Raw genomic sequence first — 15,437 nt, 5'->3', positions numbered from 1 at the left:
TCAACACTTAAGGTTTCTCGTCACGCTCACGCTCCTCCTGCTCGACGGCGAGCGCGGCGTCGGCGAGTTTGTCGAGGGCACGCTCGAGGACCTCGGTCTCCTCCGAGGTCAGAATGCCGAGGAAGGCCGCGTCGCGTTCGTTCGCGGCGACGATGAGGCCCCGGTAAACGGCGAGACCGTCCTCGGTCAACGCCAGCCGGGAAGTGCGGCGCGAGGCCGCCGTGCGGCTCACGAATCCGCGCTCGACCAGCTTGGCGACCACCCGGCTCATCTGGGCTTTGTCCAGACCGGCCCGGCGAGCCAGCCGATTCAAGGTGAGCGTCGGGTCGGCCGCGATGAGGGCGATCGCGCGCCATTCGCCGAGACTCACGTCGAACTCCCGGCGATAGCGCAGCGCGGCCGAACGCGACAGCGCGGCCGACGTGCGGGAGAGTCGGTAGGAGAGCAGCCGGGAGATCGGGACGAGCTCGTGTCCATCCGGACGTTCGGTCATGCCGGGCATCCTACCGATCACGATCCAACTGTTGACAGTATCAACACTGGAGCGCATGCTACGCGTCGTCGCCGCACCCCGCGGCGGCACACGCACCTCGACAAGGGAGTCGAACACCGTGGCCGATTCCAGTCCCTCCACCGACCAGCCCGCCGAGCCGGACACCGCGTCGGTCGACCGTCCCGCCACTTACCGCGCGATCGCGCTGCGGATCATGCCCTTGCTCGTGATCTGCTACATCGTCAGCTTCATCGACCGGACGAACATCGGAATCGCGCAGGAAGGTCTCAAACGCGATCTCGGTTTCGGGCCCGCGGTCTACGGCCTCGGCGTGACGGTGTTCTTCATCGGGTTCATCCTCTTCGAGGTGCCGAGCAACGCGTTGATGGCACGCATCGGAGCCCGCAAGTCACTCGTCCGCATCATGGCGTCCTGGGGTGCCGTGACCGTGGCGACGATGTTCATCCAGGACGAGTTCACCTTCTACGTGGCGAGGTTCCTGCTCGGCGTCACCGAGGCGGGCTTCTTCCCCGGGGCACTCTTCTACCTGTCCCGCTGGTTCCCGTCCGCCCGCCGGACCCGCATGACCGCGATCTTCTTCATCGGGGTACCGGTTTCCGGGATCGTCGGTTCGGTGATCTCCGGCGGGATCATGCACTCCCTCGGCGGCGTCGCCGGTTTGGCGGACTGGCAATGGCTGTTCCTCATCGAGGGAATCCCGCCGATCCTGCTCGCCCTCGTCGTGTTGTTCTGGCTCGCCGACGAACCCGAGCAGGTTCGCTGGCTCACTCCCGCGCAGAAGGCCGCGGTCCGCGCCGACCTCGACGCCGATCAGCGGCTCAAGGGCGGCAAGGGCGGTACGCAGACCCACGCCGGGCTTCGCATGGCGCTGAAGGACCCCAAGGTGTGGATCCTCGGGCTGTGCGCTTGCGGCGCGTACACCCTGGCCAACGCCGTTTCGTTCTGGGCGCCGAGGATCATCGCCGACGCCGGGGTGGGCAACGTGCTGAACCTCGGCCTGTTCTCCGCCGTGCCGCCACTGGTCGGCATCGGCGCGATGTTGCTCGTCGGACGGCATTCCGACCGCACCCTCGAACGGCGCTGGCACGCCGCGACGGCGTGGATCGTCGCGGCCCTCACGATGTTCGCGATCTCCTTCTCCCACGGCAACGTGGTGGCGGTCGTCATCCTTCTCGCCGTCTTGGCGGCGGCACACTATTCGGGCTTGACGGTGTTCTACTCGATCCCGTCGATCTATCTGTCGGACCGCGCGGCCGCGACCGGCATCGCCGTCGTCACCTCGATGGGTTCCTTCGCCGCCGCCGCGTCGCCGTCGCTGCTCGGCTTCATCCAGTCCTCCACCGGCAGTCTTTCCCTCGGGCTGCAGATCAGCGGCGGGATAGTGCTGCTCGCGGTGGTCGTCCTCCTTGTCGGCGTGCGGGCGAGCGACCTCAAGGAGAAGAAGTGACGGAGCCGCCTCGGTACAGGTGGTCGTGAGTGGCGATTCGGGTTATTGAGGGGTAAGTCAACCGTGTCGTGGCGCGGGGCCGGCGTCGTCCCTGCGTAGGCGTTCTCCTGGCAGTGAGGGCCTCCTTGCCTACCCTGAAGGTAGTGAAGGAGGCTTTCGCTACCGTCGGATGTGGTCCCTGGTGGCAGTGGGGCGGCTGATCGTGAAGTACATGAAGGCCCCCTTCCTTGCGTCTAGCGCAAGGAAGGGGGCCTTCATGTACTTCGGTAAGGCGTGACTCGCGTGCCTGGATGCCGCACTCCGTGGTGCGGGGTCTGAACACGCGAGAGCGGTGCCGCGTCACCCAGCCCCCCGCCTCACTCGAGAGACGACACGTTTGCCTTACCCCTCAATAGAACCCGAAACGCCACTCACGACCCCACCTGGCCCACAGCGTTCCGGCGCCTACTCGGTGTAGGTCAGGTTCTTGCCGCTGGCACCGTCGAACAGCTTGATCTTGTCCGCGTCGAACCAGAGCTCCACGTTCTGGTTCTCCGCCGCCGAGGACGCCGCCGAGAGGCGGGCCACGATCTGCGACTCGGCACCGGGAACGTCCGCGGATCCGCTGTCCGCGGCGAGATCCGCGAGGTCGGACGACGACGCGGCCTCACCTTCGACCGTGAAGTGCGCGAACTTCTCCGAACCCATCGACTCGAGGACGTCGACGTGGGCGGTGAACGTCGCACCCTGACGGGCGGCGGAGTCCACCAGCGCGGCGTCCTCGAAATGCTCCGGCCGGATGCCGACGATGACCTCGCCCGGCGCGTCCGCGGCCTCGACCAGCTGCCGCACCCGGTCGGTGAGCGGGATGTCGCCCAGCGCGCTGCGGGCGGTCCCGTTCTCCAGCGTCGCGGGCACGAAGTTCATCGACGGGCTGCCGATGAACCCGGCCACGAACAGGTTCGCCGGGTTGTCGTAGAGGAACTGCGGCGAACCGATCTGCTGCACGTAGCCCGCCCTCAGCACGACGACCCGGTCGCCGAGGGTCATCGCCTCGGTCTGGTCGTGCGTGACGTAGAGCGTCGTCGTGCCCAGCTGTTTCTGGATCTTCGACACCGAGGTCCGCATCTGGCCGCGGAGCTTCGCGTCCAGGTTGGACAGTGGCTCGTCCATCAGGAACGCCTTGGGGTTACGCACGATCGCCCGCCCCATCGCGACGCGCTGCCGCTGCCCGCCGGACAGGTTCGCCGGCTTGCGGTCCAGATGTCCGGTCAGATCGAGGATCTGCGCCGCCTCCTCGACCTTGGCCCGCACGGTGCGGTCGTCGACCTTGGCCAGCCGCAACGGGAACGCCATGTTCTCCCGCACGCTCATGTGCGGGTACAGCGCGTAGGACTGGAACACCATCGCGATGTCGCGGTCCTTCGGCGCCTTCTCGTTGACACGCCGGCCATCGATGCGCAGTTCGCCGGAGGAGATGTCCTCCAGGCCCGCGACCATGTTCAGGGTCGTGGACTTCCCGCAGCCGGACGGACCAACCAGGATGATGAACTCACCATCGGCGATCGTGATGTCCACTTCGGACACCGCGAGGGCGCCGTCGGGGTACTTCTTGGACACTTTTTCGAGAACGATTTCAGCCATGGGTCAGCCCTTCACCGCACCGGACGTCAGCCCCGCCACGATGCGACGCTGGAAGAACAACACGAACAGGATGATCGGGACGGTGATCACCACGGCGGCCGCGGAGATCGTCCCTGTCGGGTCTTCGAACTGTGAGGACCCGGTGAAGAACGACAGCGCCGCCGGGACCGTGCGCGAGGCCTCGGTCGAGGTCAGCGAGATCGCGAACAGGAAGTCGTTCCAGCAGAAGATGAACACCAGGATCGCGGTGGTGAACACCCCCGGTGCCGCCAGTGGCGCGATCACCTTCCGGAACGCCTGCGCCGGGGTCGCGCCGTCCATCTTCGCCGCCTTTTCCAGCTCCCACGGGATTTCCCGGAAGAACGCGGAAAGCGTGTAGATCGACAGCGGCAGCGCGAACGTGATGTACGGCAGGATCAGCCCCGGCCAGGTGTCGAACAACCCCAGCTCACGTTCGATGTTGAACAGCGGCGTCACCAGCGACACCTGCGGGAACATCGCGATCAGCAGCGACATCCCGACCAGCACCTGCTTGCCGGGGAAGTCCAGCCGCGCGATCGCGTACGCCGCCATCGTGCCGAGGACGACCGCGATCACCGTCGCGATGATCGCGATCCCGATCGAGTTCACCAGTGCCCTGATGAACTCCGTGGTCTCGAAGATGTCCGCGTAGTTCTGCCACGTCCATTCCGACGGGATGAAGTTCCCGTCGTCCAAGGTCTCCTTGGTCTTGAACGAAAGCGAAACCACCCACAGCACCGGGAACAACGCGAACACCAGGACCAGGATGTCGACGAGGCCCCACTTGAACTTGCGGCCGGGAGTGACCGCTCCACCGATGGCCATCAGCGCTTACCCCCATTGTCACTGCCGGGTGCGGCCGTGCCGAACACCTTGATGAAGATGAACGCGATGATCGCCACCGTGATGAAGATCAGCACCGCCATCGTCGACCCGATCCCGAGGTTCAGCCCCTTGACCAGGTTGTTGTAGGTCTGCATCGACACCGACGACGTATCCTGCGCGCCGTTGGTGAGCACGAAGATGTTGTCGAAGATGCGGAACGCGTCCAGGGTGCGGAACAGCAACGCCACCAGGATCGCCGGTTTCATCACCGGCAGCATCACCTTGGTGAACCGCTGCCAAGCGGTCGCGCCGTCCATCGCCGCGGCCTTCAGCAGGTCGTCCGGCACCAGCGCCAGCCCCGCCATCAGCAGCAGCGCCATGAACGGCGTCGTCTTCCACACCTCGGCCAGCACGATGATCGCCAGCGAAGGCCAGTATTCGGTCAGCGGCGCGCTGTCCGGGAAGAACAGGTTGGCAAGGTAGCCCGTGTCCGGCGTCCAGGCGTAGTACCAGGAGAACGCCGCGACCACAGTCACGATGCCGTACGGGATCAGGGCGACCGTCCGCACGAGGCCCCGTCCGACGAGGGTCCGGTGCATGATCAGCGCCAGGCCCATGCCGAGGACGAACTCGATCACCACCGAAACGATGGTCAAGCCCATCGTCGTCCCGAACGCCGTCCACCAGTAACCGTTGGACAGCACCGAAATGTAGTTGTCGAGGCCGACGAACTCCTGCTGCGCCGGGAACCTGAGGTCGTAGCGCTGCAGCGAAAGCCAGATCGAGTAGATGATCGGATAGCCGGTGACGGCGATCATCACGAACGCCGCCGGGGCACACAGCCAGAGCCCGAGTCTGCGTTCGGCCTTCTTTCCTTCACTGAGCGCGGGTTTCTTCTTCCCCGGCTTGCTCGCGGTCGCCGAACCGGCGGCTTCCTGCACGGTCACGGGATCACTCCCTTCGACTCGAGCGCGTCGGCGAGCTGTTCTTTCAGCTTCTCCGCCGTCTTCCGCGGATCGATTTCAGAAGGCGGGGAAAGCACCTTCGACAACACTGTCGAGGCGTTCTGGTACGCCGGGGTCAGCGGGCGCACCGCCGCGTTCTTGAGCGCGTCCAGGATCGTTTCCCGCATCGGGTACTTCGTGTCCATGCTCGGGTTGTCGTCGCTGACGCCCGCGGTGGCGTCGAGCGGGACCGTGTCGGTGTAGAGCGACTCGATCGTCGGCGGGACACCGTCCTTGAGCGCGGAGAACTTCTGGTTTTTCTCGTTGCGCAGGCACAGCGCGACTTCGTAGGCCTCGGCCTTGTGCTTCGAAGTCGAGCTGACCGCCAGGTTGTAGCCACCGATCGTGGTCTTGGCGGGCTTGTCCGCTTCGAGCCGCGGATAGGTCGCCCACTTGAAATGCTTCAGCTCGTCCTTCTTCTCCTTGGCGTAGGAGGCGTAGACGAACGGCCAGTTCAGTTCGAAGGCGGCGTTCCCGCGCTGGAACGCCTGGCGGACCTCGTCCTCCTTCGAGTTGGTCAGCGACGGGTCGGTGATCCCGGCCGTGGTGACCTTCTTGAGCATCTCCAGCGCCTTGACCGCGCCCGCGTCCATCACGACCGATTTTCCGTCGTCGGAAAGGATCTTGCCGCCCGCCGATTCGACGAGCGTGTTGTAGATGACGACGAGGCCTTCGTACTGCGCGCCGGTGAACACGACGTTCGCCGGCTTGCCCTGCGCCTTGAGCGCCTGCGCCTGCTGGATCATCTCGTCCCAGGTCTTCGGCGGTGTCGGGGTCAGCCGGTCGTCGTACCAGAGCAGCTGGACGTTGGTGTTCTTGGTCGCCGCGTAGAGCTTTCCGTTCCACGTGGCGGTTTCGAGCGGTCCCGGCAGGACACCCGCGGTCGCCTCCGCCTTGGCTTCACCTGTCCATTCGTCGACCCAGCCCGCCTCGGCGAACTCGGAGACCCAGGTGACGTCCAACCCCAGTACGTCGAGTGACTCGTCCCCGGCGGCCAGGCGCCGGACCATCTGTTCCCGCTGGCCGTCGGCCGGTCGCGGGAGTTTGTTGTAGACGACCTCGTAGCGTCCGCCAGAGGCCTTGGTGCAATCGTCCACAACGGACTGGAAGTTGTCTTCCGGCGCGTAGTAGACGTTGATCTTGAGTCCGGCATCCGAACCGCAGCCCGCCAGTAAACCGGCCGTCAGCGCTGTCGCGCCCAATAACGAGCCGGCGCGGCCTGGTGAGCGGCCCCTCCGGCTCGCGCTCATCCTCTTCCCCATGAGGCCTCCTCACCCGCGCACGCTTGGGGAGCGGCGGCACTAGGACGCGTTGAAGAAGCCCGCGCGCCAGCACCCCGACGTGCTAGTGCTCAGGCGGACACGCTGGAGTACGCGACCGCCCGACTGGTGTTGTGCAACCTATTCCGGGCGATCACCGCCCGCAAGCAGTATCGGTAACGATTCAGCGGACCGCACGACGAACAGGTGAACGAGTACCGCCGAATGTCACCGGATGGGCCGGCCGCCCAACGCGAGCTGGGCGAGGAGCTCGCGGCCGCGTTCGGCCGAACGCGGCTGACAGAGCACGTCGTAGCGGCCGGCGACCAGCTGGCTCGCGGAGGAGAAGTCGCGGCGGGACATGCTGTAGCTGATCGCCGCGAAGACCGTCCACGCCAGAATGCCGAGCACGAGGCCGCCGATCATGGGCTGCCAGGCGAAACCCTGGTCGTTGAACATGCCGAGCAGCAGCCCGATGATCAGGCCGAACCACGCGCCCGACACCGCGCCGGTGCCCAGCACGCGGCCCCAGCTCAGCCTGCCGACGACGCGCTCGACGAGCATCAGGTCGACGCCGACGATGGTCACGTCGGCGACCCCGAACTCCTTCTCCGCGAGGAAACCGACGGCTTGCTGGGCTTCGCCGTACGTCGCGTAGGAACCGATCGGCCAGCCGGAAGGCGGTGTCGGCAGCCTGGGCAGCCCACCCGCGGCCCGGCCGCTTCCGCCAAAGGGAGCACTCACGTAATCACCTCTCGCCCGTCCCTGTCCATCCTCTCAAGGACGGGCGAAAGGCGCGAACGTTCAGGAGCGGGACTTGTACTCGCGGAGCAGGCCGCGGCTGATGATGGTCTTCTGGATCTCGCTGGTGCCTTCGCCGATGAGCAGGAACGGCGCTTCGCGCATGAGGCGCTCGATCTCGTATTCCTTGGAGTAGCCGTAGCCGCCGTGGATGCGGAACGAGTCCTGGGTGACCTCGGCGCAGTATTCGCTGGCGATGAGCTTGGCCATGCCCGCTTCGACGTCGTTGCGTTCGCCGGAGTCCTTGAGACGGGCGGCGTTGACCATCATCAGGTGCGCGGCCTCGACCTTGGTGGCCATCTCGGCGAGTTTGAACGCGATCGCCTGGTGCTCGGCGATCGCCTTGCCGAAGGTCTTGCGCTGCTGGGCGTACTCGACGGCGAGTTCGAACGCGCGGATCGCGATGCCGCAGGCGCGCGCGGCGACGTTCACGCGGCCGATCTCGACACCGTCCATCATGTACGCGAAGCCCTTGCCCGGCGCTTCGCCGAGGACCTTGTCCGCGCCGATCTTGAAGCCGTCGAACACGGCTTCGGTGGTGTCGACACCCTTGTAGCCCATTTTGTCGATTTTGCCGGGGATGGTGAGGCCGGGAGCGACCTCGCCGAAGCCCTCGGGCTTCTCGACCAGGAACGTGGTGAGGTTCTGGTGGGCCTTCTCGGCGCCCTCGTCGGTCTTGACGAGCAGCGCGATCAGGTTGGAGCTGCCGCCGTTGGTCAGCCACATCTTCGAACCGTCGATGACGTAACCGTCGTCGGTCCTGCGGGCGCGGGTCTTGATCGCGGCGACGTCGGAACCGAGGTCCGGCTCGGACATCGAGAACGAGCCGCGGACCTCACCGGTCGCCATGCGTGGCAGGAAGTGCTGCTTCTGCTCCGGCGTCCCGTGTTGCTTGATCATGTGCGCCACGATGAAGTGCGTGTTGATCACACCGGAGACGCTCATCCAGCCGCGCGCGATCTCCTCGACCACGAGCGCGTAGGTCAGCAGCGATTCACCGAGGCCGCCGTACTCCTCCGGGATGGTGAGCCCGAACAGGCCCATCTCCTTCATCCCCTCGACGATGTCGGCGGGATAGGTGTCGGAATGCTCGAGCTCCTGCGCGCGCGGGATGACCTCCTTGTCCACGAACTGGCGGACCGTGGCCAGGATCTCGGACTGCACGTCGGTCAAGCCGGCGGTCTGGGCGAGGCGAGCCATCGCTGCTCCTAAATTCGCGCGCACCGGGCTCCCGGCGCTGGGTTACCGGTGAGTATGACGCCTGAGCGGGGACCTCGCTATGAGCGCAGTCACGCGTACGCCATCCGTGACCATGGCACTACAGTGACAAGCCGATCACAGTCCGAGGGGGACGAACATGACTCAGCAGCCCTTTGGCGGATTCCCGCCGCAACAGCAGTACGCCTTCCCGAACCAGCCTCCGGCGCGGAGCAAGGACTCCGGCCTGGCGATGGCCGCGCTGATCTTTTCACTCTTCGGGCTGATCGGACTGGTGTCCGTGATCCCCGGGATCGTCATGGGCCACGTCGCCTTCGCGAAGGCCCGGCGCGGCGAAGCGGGCGGCAAGGGCATGGCACTCGCGGCGTTCGTCGTCGGCTACCTGATCATCATCCTGTACGCGATCGCGATCCCGGTCGCGTTGAACATCGCCGCGAAACACGGCGCTTTCCGTTAGCGATACGGTCCTCGACCTACGAGGGGACCGGCATGACGAATCCGCACGACCCGTACGAGCAGCAGCCCTACGGTCTCCAGCCGTACCAGCCGCCGCCTCAGCAGTACTACGTCCAGCCCTACGCGTACGTGCGGCCGCCGGATCAGGGCATGGCGGTGGCGTCGCTGGTGTGCTCGCTGATCGGGCTGGTCATGTGCTTCCCCGCGATACTGGGGATCATCTTCGGGCACATCGCGCTCTCGAAAGCCAAACGCGGCGAAGCGGGCGGCCAGGGCATGGCGCAGGCCGGGATGATCGTCGGGTACGTCGTCACCGGGCTGTGGCTGATCCCCGTCATCCTGTGGTTCGTGGTCGCGGTACTCGCGCTCGGAGCCGCGAGCGCGTCGTGACCCGTCCCCGGATACGGTGGTGTCCCGCACGAACCAGGGGGCCAACCGGATGAGCAGTTCCGACTCTCAGGACACACCGTCGACGTCGTCCTACACCGACTCGAACACCTTCTCGGACCCGACTTCGGCATCTTCGGCGTCCGAGACCGTGTCGAGCCCGGAACCGCAGCAGTTCCAGCCGCCGGCGCCCTTCACGCCACCCGCGCCGTTCGAGCCGCCCGCTCCGTTCGAACCGCCTTCGGGCGCTGTCCCGGACCCTGTTCCCGCTCCCGAGCCGCCTTCCGTTCCGGTGCCGGCCGAGACGTACGGGCAGGCCATCGACCCGCTGACCGCCGAGCCCGTTCCGCCGCCGTTCGCGGCTCCGGGCCCGCCGATTCCCGCGGTGTACGCGCCCGCGCCGCTGCCGGTCGCGTATCCGTCGCCGCAGCCGTACAACCCGTACGCGATGGCGGCGCCCCCGCGATCGCAGGACAACGGGATGGCGATCGCCGGACTGGTGTGCTCGATCATCGGCCTCTGCTCGTGCGTGACCGTGATCGTCGGCCTGATCCTGGGCCACATCGGGCTGGCGAAGGCGAACCGCGGCGAAGCGGGCGGACGCGGCATGGCGCTCGCGGCGGTGATCATCGCTTACGTCGTCATCGCGCTGTACGCCGGTTTCGGCGGGACCTTCATCATCCTCGGCATGAACGGCCACCTGGATTAGCGCGATGGCCCGGCCCGATGTCCCCAATGTGGCATTGGAGACGCTGAGTGTCCCCAATGCCACATTGGGGACATCTCGCTCAGCTGACGCCCGGGCGCTGTTCCACGTCGTCCGGTTCGCGTGGCGACGGCGCCACCTGACCGTTGGCTTCCGAAGGGGAAGCCTCCCGCTTCGGCGTGTTCGCGTCGAGGAAGCGCAGCAGCTCCACCGGGAACGGCAGGACCAGCGTCGAGTTCTTCTCCGCCGAAACCTGCACGACGGTCTCCAGCAGCCGCAGCTGCAACGCCGCCGGGGTGTCGGCCATGGTCGCGGCCGCCTGCGAAAGCTTGTACGACGCCTGGAGTTCCCCGTCGGCCGAGATGACCCGCGCGCGCCGTTCCCGTTCGGCTTCGGCCTGGCGTGACATCGAGCGTTTCATCGACTCCGGCAGCGCGACGTCCTTGATCTCGACCCGGTCGATGTGGATGCCCCAGTCCAGTGCCGGGCTGTCGATCATCAGCTCCAGGCCCTCGTTGAGCCGTTCGCGGTTGGACAGCAGGTCGTCCAGGTCGCTCTTGCCGATGATGGACCGCAGCGAGGTCTGCGCGACCTGGCCGACGGCCGAGCGGTAGTCCTGCACGTTGACCGCGGCCAGCACCGGGTCGATCACCTTGAAGTACACGACCGCGTCCACCCGCACGGTGACGTTGTCGCGGGTGATGCCGTCCTGCGCGGGGACCGGCATCGTGACGATCTGCATGTTGACCTTCTGCAGTCTGTCCGCGAACGGCACCAGCAGCGCGAGCCCCGGCTGCCGGATGTTCGCGCGCACCCGCCCGAACCGGAACACGAGGCCGCGTTCGTACTGTTTCACCACGCGAAGGCTGGCCGCGAGCCAAGCACCGCCCGCGACGGCGACCGCACTGAGAATCTCCACCACCATGGCTGCTCCCGGGGTTGTTCTCGCTGTTCACGGTACGCCCGGCGGGTCACGGAGGAAACACGGTGGACAGACCTGCCAAGGTGGGTCCGTGACCGGTTTCAAGATCCCGCCCAGATTTCTCGACCGCGCCGCCGGACTCGGCCCCGGAGCCGCCGAATGGCTCGATTCGCTGCCGTTCCTCGCCGAGAAGTACACCGCCAAATGGCAGCTCGACTACGACGGCGAGGCCATGCACGGTTTCGTCGGCGTCGCGCAGCCCGTGCGCCGCGCGGACGGCTCCCCCGCGATCCTCAAACTCGGCTGGCCGCACGAGGAATCCGACGACGAACCGCTCGCACTGTCCACTTGGGCCGGTCAGGGCGCGGTCCTGATGTACGACAACGTGCCCGAGGACGGTGTGCTGCTCCTGGAACGGCTCGACGCCACCCGGTCGCTGGAAACGGAGCCGATCCGGCAGGCCGTCGAGACGGTCGGCGCGATCGCGCGACGGCTGGCCGTCCCCGCTCCCGAAACGCTGCGGCGTTCCCTTCGCGAGGAAGCGGCGGAGCTGGTCACCGAACTCCCGGAGTCCTGGAGCGAACTGGGCGAACCGTTCGACCGGAAGTACATCGACGCGGCCGTGGAAGTCTGTGTGAACCTCGGACCGGAAGCCGGTGAGCTGATGGTGAACGAGGACCTGCACTTCGAGAACGTCCTCGCCGGGGCGCGCGAACCGTGGCTGGTGATCGACCCGAAGCCGCTTTCGGGGGATCTCGAGTTCGGCGCGATCTCGATCCTCTGGAACCGGGCGAACGAGTCCACAATGGACGAAAAGATCGCGTGGTTCGCCGCGGCGGCCGAGGTGGACGCCGAACGCACGCGCGCGTGGACGCTCGTCCGCGCGGTGCAGAACTGGATCTGGCTCCACGAAGACCTCGCCGAGGGCGAGTCGCCCGAAACCCTCGCCGAGGATCCGGCCTATGCCGCCGTTCCCGGAATCGCCGCCTGGGCATCGCGGTGATCACACGAATCGTCTCCCGCCCCGGGAGCCGATAACCTTCGGGCATGGCAGCCGTGAACAGGGTATTCGCAGCTCAGCTGGCCGGTTTGCCGGTTTTCGGACCCGATGGCGAATCGATCGGCAAGGTGCGGGACGTGGTGGCGGGCCTGCGCCTGGACCAGCAGCCTCCGCGCATTCTGGGCATCGTGGTCGAACTGACGACCAGGCGCCGGGTGTTCGTGCCGATGTTGCGCGTGACCTCGATCGAGCCCAGCGCGGTCACGCTCGCCACCGGATCGGTGAACATGCGGCGCTTCCATCAGCGGCCCAACGAGGTGCTGGTGGTCGGGCAGCTGTTCGACGCGTACGCGACGCTCGCGGGCTCGCAAACCCGCGTCACCGTCGTCGACGCCGGCATGGAGCCGACGCGCACGCGCGACTGGGTGCTCGCGAAACTCGCGATCCGCGAACGGTCGAGCAGACTCGGCCTCGGCAGGCGGCGCGCGCCGATGCAGGTGCTGCCGTGGTCGGAGGTGTCCGGGCTGGGGCTCACCGACCTGACCGGCCAGACCCAGGGCGCGGCGCAGCTGCTGATGCTGTTCGACACCATGCGCGCGGCGGACATCGCCGCCACGGTCCGTGATCTGCCGCTGAAACGGCGGCACGAGGTCGCCGACGCGATGGACGACGAGCATCTCGCCGACCTCATCGAGGAACTTCCCGAGGACGACCAGAAGGAACTGATGTCCTACCTCGCCGAGGAACGGGCCGCCGACATCCTCGAAGCGATGAACCCCGACGACGCCGCCGACCTGCTGGCCGAACTGGCACCCGCCGACCAGAACCGGTTCCTGGAACTCATGGAACCCGAGGAATCGGCGCCGGTGAAACGGCTGCTGGAGTACTCGTCCGACACCGCGGGCGGGCTGATGACCCCCGAACCGGTGGTGCTGACGCCGGACGCCACCGTCGCGGAGGCGCTCGCGCACATCCGCAACGCCGACCTCCCGGTGGCGCTGGCGAGCATGGTGTTCGTCAGCCGTCCGCCCACGGAGACGCCGACGGGCCGCTTCGTCGGCGTCGTCCACTTCCAGCGGCTGTTACGCGAACCACCCGCCGAGATGGTGGCGAGCGCCGTCGACACCCAGTTGCCCGCGCTACGGCCGAACGCGACCTTGTCCGAGGTCACCCGATACTTCGCCGCCTACAACCTCACCTGTGGGCCGGTGGTGGACGCCGAGCACCACCTGCTCGGTGCGGTCACCGTCGACGACGTGCTCGACCACCTGCTGCCGGAGGACTGGCGCGAAACCGGGCTGCACGACATCACCGGCGAGACCGCCGAAGAGAGCGAGGAGGCCGAACGTGCCTGAACTGACCTCCGGGCGACGGCTCGACCAGCCCCGTGGCCAAGGCCGGTTCCGGCTGAACCTGGATCCGGACACTTTCGGCAGGCTCACCGAACGCGTCGCGCGGTTCCTCGGCACCGGCAAGTACCTGTTCTGGCAGACGCTGACCGTCATCGTCTGGATCGTGCTGAACCTGGTCGCGGTCTCCCTGCGCTGGGACCCGTACCCGTTCATCCTGCTGAACCTGGCGTTCTCGACCCAGGCCGCCTACGCCGCGCCGCTCATCCTGCTGGCGCAGAACCGCCAGGACGACCGCGACCGCGTCTCGCTGGAGGAAGACCGGAACCGCGCCGAACAGACCAAGGCGGACACCGAATACCTCGCGCGGGAGCTGGCGTCGCTGCGGATCGCGCTGGGCGAGGTCGCCACCCGGGACTTCCTGCGGGGCGAACTCGACCGGCTCCGTGAGGATCTTGATGCCAAGCCGCGCAAGGCCAAACCCGACCGCGCGGCTACCGGTACGTAACATGGTGGGGTGACCAGTACGCAGCAACTCCCCAGCGTCGACGATGTCCGCACCGCGCTGAAGGCCGTGTACGACCCTGAGATCAAGAAGCCGATCACCGACCTCGGCATGGTCAAGGGCGTGGAGGTGGGCTCGGACGGTGTGGTCACCGTCGGGATCTACCTGACGGTCGCGGGCTGCCCGTTGAAGGCGACGCTGACCAAGGACACGACCGACGCCGTCGCGAAGCTCCCCGGCGTCAGCGAAGTCAAGGTCGAGCTCGACGTCATGAACGACGAGCAACGTACGGAACTGCGAAAATCGCTGCGTGGTGACGCCACGGAACCGGTGATCCCGTTCGCGCAGCCGGGTTCGATGACGCGGGTCTACTGCGTCGCGTCCGGTAAGGGCGGCGTCGGCAAGTCCTCGGTGACGGTGAACCTCGCGGCCGCGATGGCCGAACGCGGGCTTTCCGTCGGCGTGGTCGACGCGGACATCTACGGCCACTCGGTGCCGCGGATGCTCGGCACACACGAGAAGCCGACCAAGGTCGACACCATGATCATGCCGCCGCAGGCGCACGGCGTGAAGGTCATCTCGATCGGCATGTTCACCCCGGGCAACCAGCCCGTCGTGTGGCGCGGGCCGATGCTGCACCGCGCGCTGCAGCAGTTCCTCGCCGACGTGTTCTGGGGCGACCTCGACATCCTGCTGCTCGACCTGCCGCCGGGCACCGGCGACATCGCGATCTCGGTGGCGCAGCTCATCCCGAACGCGGAGATCCTGGTCGTCACCACCCCGCAGCAGGCGGCCGCCGAAGTGGCCGAGCGCGCGGGCGCGATCGCGTTGCAGACGCGGCAGCGGGTGGCCGGCGTCATCGAGAACATGTCGTGGCTCGAAACGCCCGACGGCGGCCGGATGGAGATCTTCGGCGCCGGCGGCGGACAGTCCGTCGCCGACTCGCTGTCGAAGTCGGTCGGCTCGACCGTGCCGCTGCTGGGGCAGATCCCGATGGACCCGCGCGTGGTCACTCTCGGCGACGCGGGCACACCGATCGTGCTGGCCGAACCGGACGCGCCGGCGTCGCTCGTGCTCAAGGAGGCGGCGAAGAAGCTGACCGTCCGGGCGCGCGGGCTGGCCGGGATGATGCTGAACGTCACCCCCGCGGGGCGCTGACCTGCTGTTTCTCCGGCGGGGGGAGCAAGGGACCTTTGGTATCGCTTTCGCGGAGGCGGGGGCCAGCCGAGTCGTCTTGATGTCAGGAAAGGGTCGTTCAGGACGTTTTTCGTCCTGAACGACCCTTTCCTGACACTTGGCGAGGCTCACGCGACCCCCGAAGCTGCAATGAAGGGGCCTTTCATAGCAAAATTTGCTATGAAAGGCCCCTTCATTGCGCTTGAGCGAGGGTGCGCCTTCAG

Annotated in this window: 16 protein-coding genes; 8 read left to right on the top strand and 8 right to left on the bottom strand. The window is 66.9% G+C overall.

The features are described from left to right. Positions 1-7 precede the first annotated feature (7 nt). Positions 8-493, bottom strand: coding sequence for a MarR family winged helix-turn-helix transcriptional regulator (locus DMH03_RS36820; protein WP_125780927.1), 486 nt, complete (start codon positions 491-493; stop codon positions 8-10). Positions 494-611: 118 nt separating this feature from the next. On the opposite strand from DMH03_RS36820, the gene DMH03_RS36815 reads away from it, so the two are divergent. Beyond that, positions 612-1,961: an MFS transporter gene (locus tag DMH03_RS36815; RefSeq protein WP_125796754.1), complete on the top strand. Its 1,350-nt coding sequence runs from the start codon at positions 612-614 to the stop codon at positions 1,959-1,961. Positions 1,962-2,405: 444 nt separating this feature from the next. Here the strand turns inward: DMH03_RS36815 and DMH03_RS36810 are convergent, their stop codons facing one another. The 6 genes from DMH03_RS36810 to DMH03_RS36785 all read right to left on the bottom strand — a co-directional run bounded on the left by DMH03_RS36810 (position 2,406) and on the right by DMH03_RS36785 (position 8,694). Further along, the gene (locus tag DMH03_RS36810) at positions 2,406-3,584 is read right to left on the bottom strand and encodes an ABC transporter ATP-binding protein (protein ID WP_125796603.1); all 1,179 of its coding nucleotides are present in this window, start codon (positions 3,582-3,584) and stop codon (positions 2,406-2,408) included. Positions 3,585-3,587: 3 nt separating this feature from the next. Next, positions 3,588-4,430 (bottom strand): carbohydrate ABC transporter permease, encoded by an 843-nt coding sequence (locus DMH03_RS36805; protein WP_034313318.1) that lies wholly within the window; start codon positions 4,428-4,430, stop codon positions 3,588-3,590. Further along, positions 4,430-5,377, bottom strand: coding sequence for a carbohydrate ABC transporter permease (locus DMH03_RS36800; RefSeq protein ID WP_125796602.1), 948 nt, complete (start codon positions 5,375-5,377; stop codon positions 4,430-4,432). Before DMH03_RS36800 ends, DMH03_RS36805 begins: the two co-directional genes overlap by 1 nt. Next, positions 5,374-6,696, bottom strand: coding sequence for an ABC transporter substrate-binding protein (locus tag DMH03_RS36795; protein WP_125796601.1), 1,323 nt, complete (start codon positions 6,694-6,696; stop codon positions 5,374-5,376). Before DMH03_RS36795 ends, DMH03_RS36800 begins: the two co-directional genes overlap by 4 nt. A gap of 225 nt (positions 6,697-6,921) precedes the next feature. Then, positions 6,922-7,437, bottom strand: coding sequence for a general stress protein (locus tag DMH03_RS36790; protein ID WP_125796600.1), 516 nt, complete (start codon positions 7,435-7,437; stop codon positions 6,922-6,924). A gap of 60 nt (positions 7,438-7,497) precedes the next feature. Then, positions 7,498-8,694, bottom strand: a complete 1,197-nt coding sequence (locus tag DMH03_RS36785) for an acyl-CoA dehydrogenase family protein (protein ID WP_125796599.1) — start codon at positions 8,692-8,694, stop codon at positions 7,498-7,500. 157 nt (positions 8,695-8,851) lie between these two features. Here DMH03_RS36785 and DMH03_RS36780 point away from each other — a divergent pair, with 157 nt between their 5' ends. Genes DMH03_RS36780 through DMH03_RS36770 form a run of 3 tightly spaced genes read left to right on the top strand, consistent with a single transcriptional unit; the run spans position 8,852 to position 10,264 of the window. After that, a complete protein-coding gene (locus tag DMH03_RS36780) occupies positions 8,852-9,169 on the top strand; it encodes a DUF4190 domain-containing protein (protein ID WP_125796598.1) in 318 nt (105 codons plus the stop codon). A gap of 32 nt (positions 9,170-9,201) precedes the next feature. Further along, positions 9,202-9,558, top strand: a complete 357-nt coding sequence (locus DMH03_RS36775) for a DUF4190 domain-containing protein (protein WP_125796597.1) — start codon at positions 9,202-9,204, stop codon at positions 9,556-9,558. Between the two features lie 49 nt (positions 9,559-9,607). Then, entirely contained in the window at positions 9,608-10,264 is a 657-nt protein-coding gene (locus DMH03_RS36770) for a DUF4190 domain-containing protein (protein ID WP_125796596.1), read from the top strand. A 79-nt stretch (positions 10,265-10,343) separates the two neighbouring features. On the opposite strand, the gene DMH03_RS36765 is transcribed toward DMH03_RS36770, so the two are convergent. After that, on the bottom strand, positions 10,344-11,186 hold the full coding sequence (locus DMH03_RS36765; RefSeq protein ID WP_125796595.1) for a slipin family protein: 843 nt from the start codon (positions 11,184-11,186) through the stop codon (positions 10,344-10,346). A gap of 88 nt (positions 11,187-11,274) precedes the next feature. Between DMH03_RS36765 and DMH03_RS36760 the strand changes: the two genes are divergently transcribed. From DMH03_RS36760 to DMH03_RS36745, 4 genes are read left to right on the top strand one after another with little or no spacing between them, the layout of a single operon-like run. Beyond that, positions 11,275-12,186, top strand: a complete 912-nt coding sequence (locus DMH03_RS36760; protein WP_125796594.1) for an aminoglycoside phosphotransferase family protein — start codon at positions 11,275-11,277, stop codon at positions 12,184-12,186. Positions 12,187-12,230: 44 nt separating this feature from the next. Further along, a complete protein-coding gene (locus DMH03_RS36755) occupies positions 12,231-13,538 on the top strand; it encodes a magnesium transporter MgtE N-terminal domain-containing protein (protein ID WP_125796593.1) in 1,308 nt (435 codons plus the stop codon). After that, on the top strand, positions 13,531-14,040 hold the full coding sequence (locus DMH03_RS36750; protein WP_125780901.1) for a DUF1003 domain-containing protein: 510 nt from the start codon (positions 13,531-13,533) through the stop codon (positions 14,038-14,040). Before DMH03_RS36755 ends, DMH03_RS36750 begins: the two co-directional genes overlap by 8 nt. 9 nt (positions 14,041-14,049) lie before the next feature. Then, positions 14,050-15,195, top strand: a complete 1,146-nt coding sequence (locus tag DMH03_RS36745; protein ID WP_125796592.1) for an Mrp/NBP35 family ATP-binding protein — start codon at positions 14,050-14,052, stop codon at positions 15,193-15,195. The last annotated feature ends 242 nt before the right edge of the window (positions 15,196-15,437 follow it).

Origin of the sequence: Amycolatopsis sp. WAC 01376 (assembly GCF_003947415.1) — a bacterium.
Taxonomy (GTDB): Bacteria; Actinomycetota; Actinomycetes; order Mycobacteriales; family Pseudonocardiaceae; genus Amycolatopsis.
The sequence above is the reverse complement of the archived record's forward strand: the minus strand, read 5'-3'. Positions and strand labels throughout refer to the sequence as shown.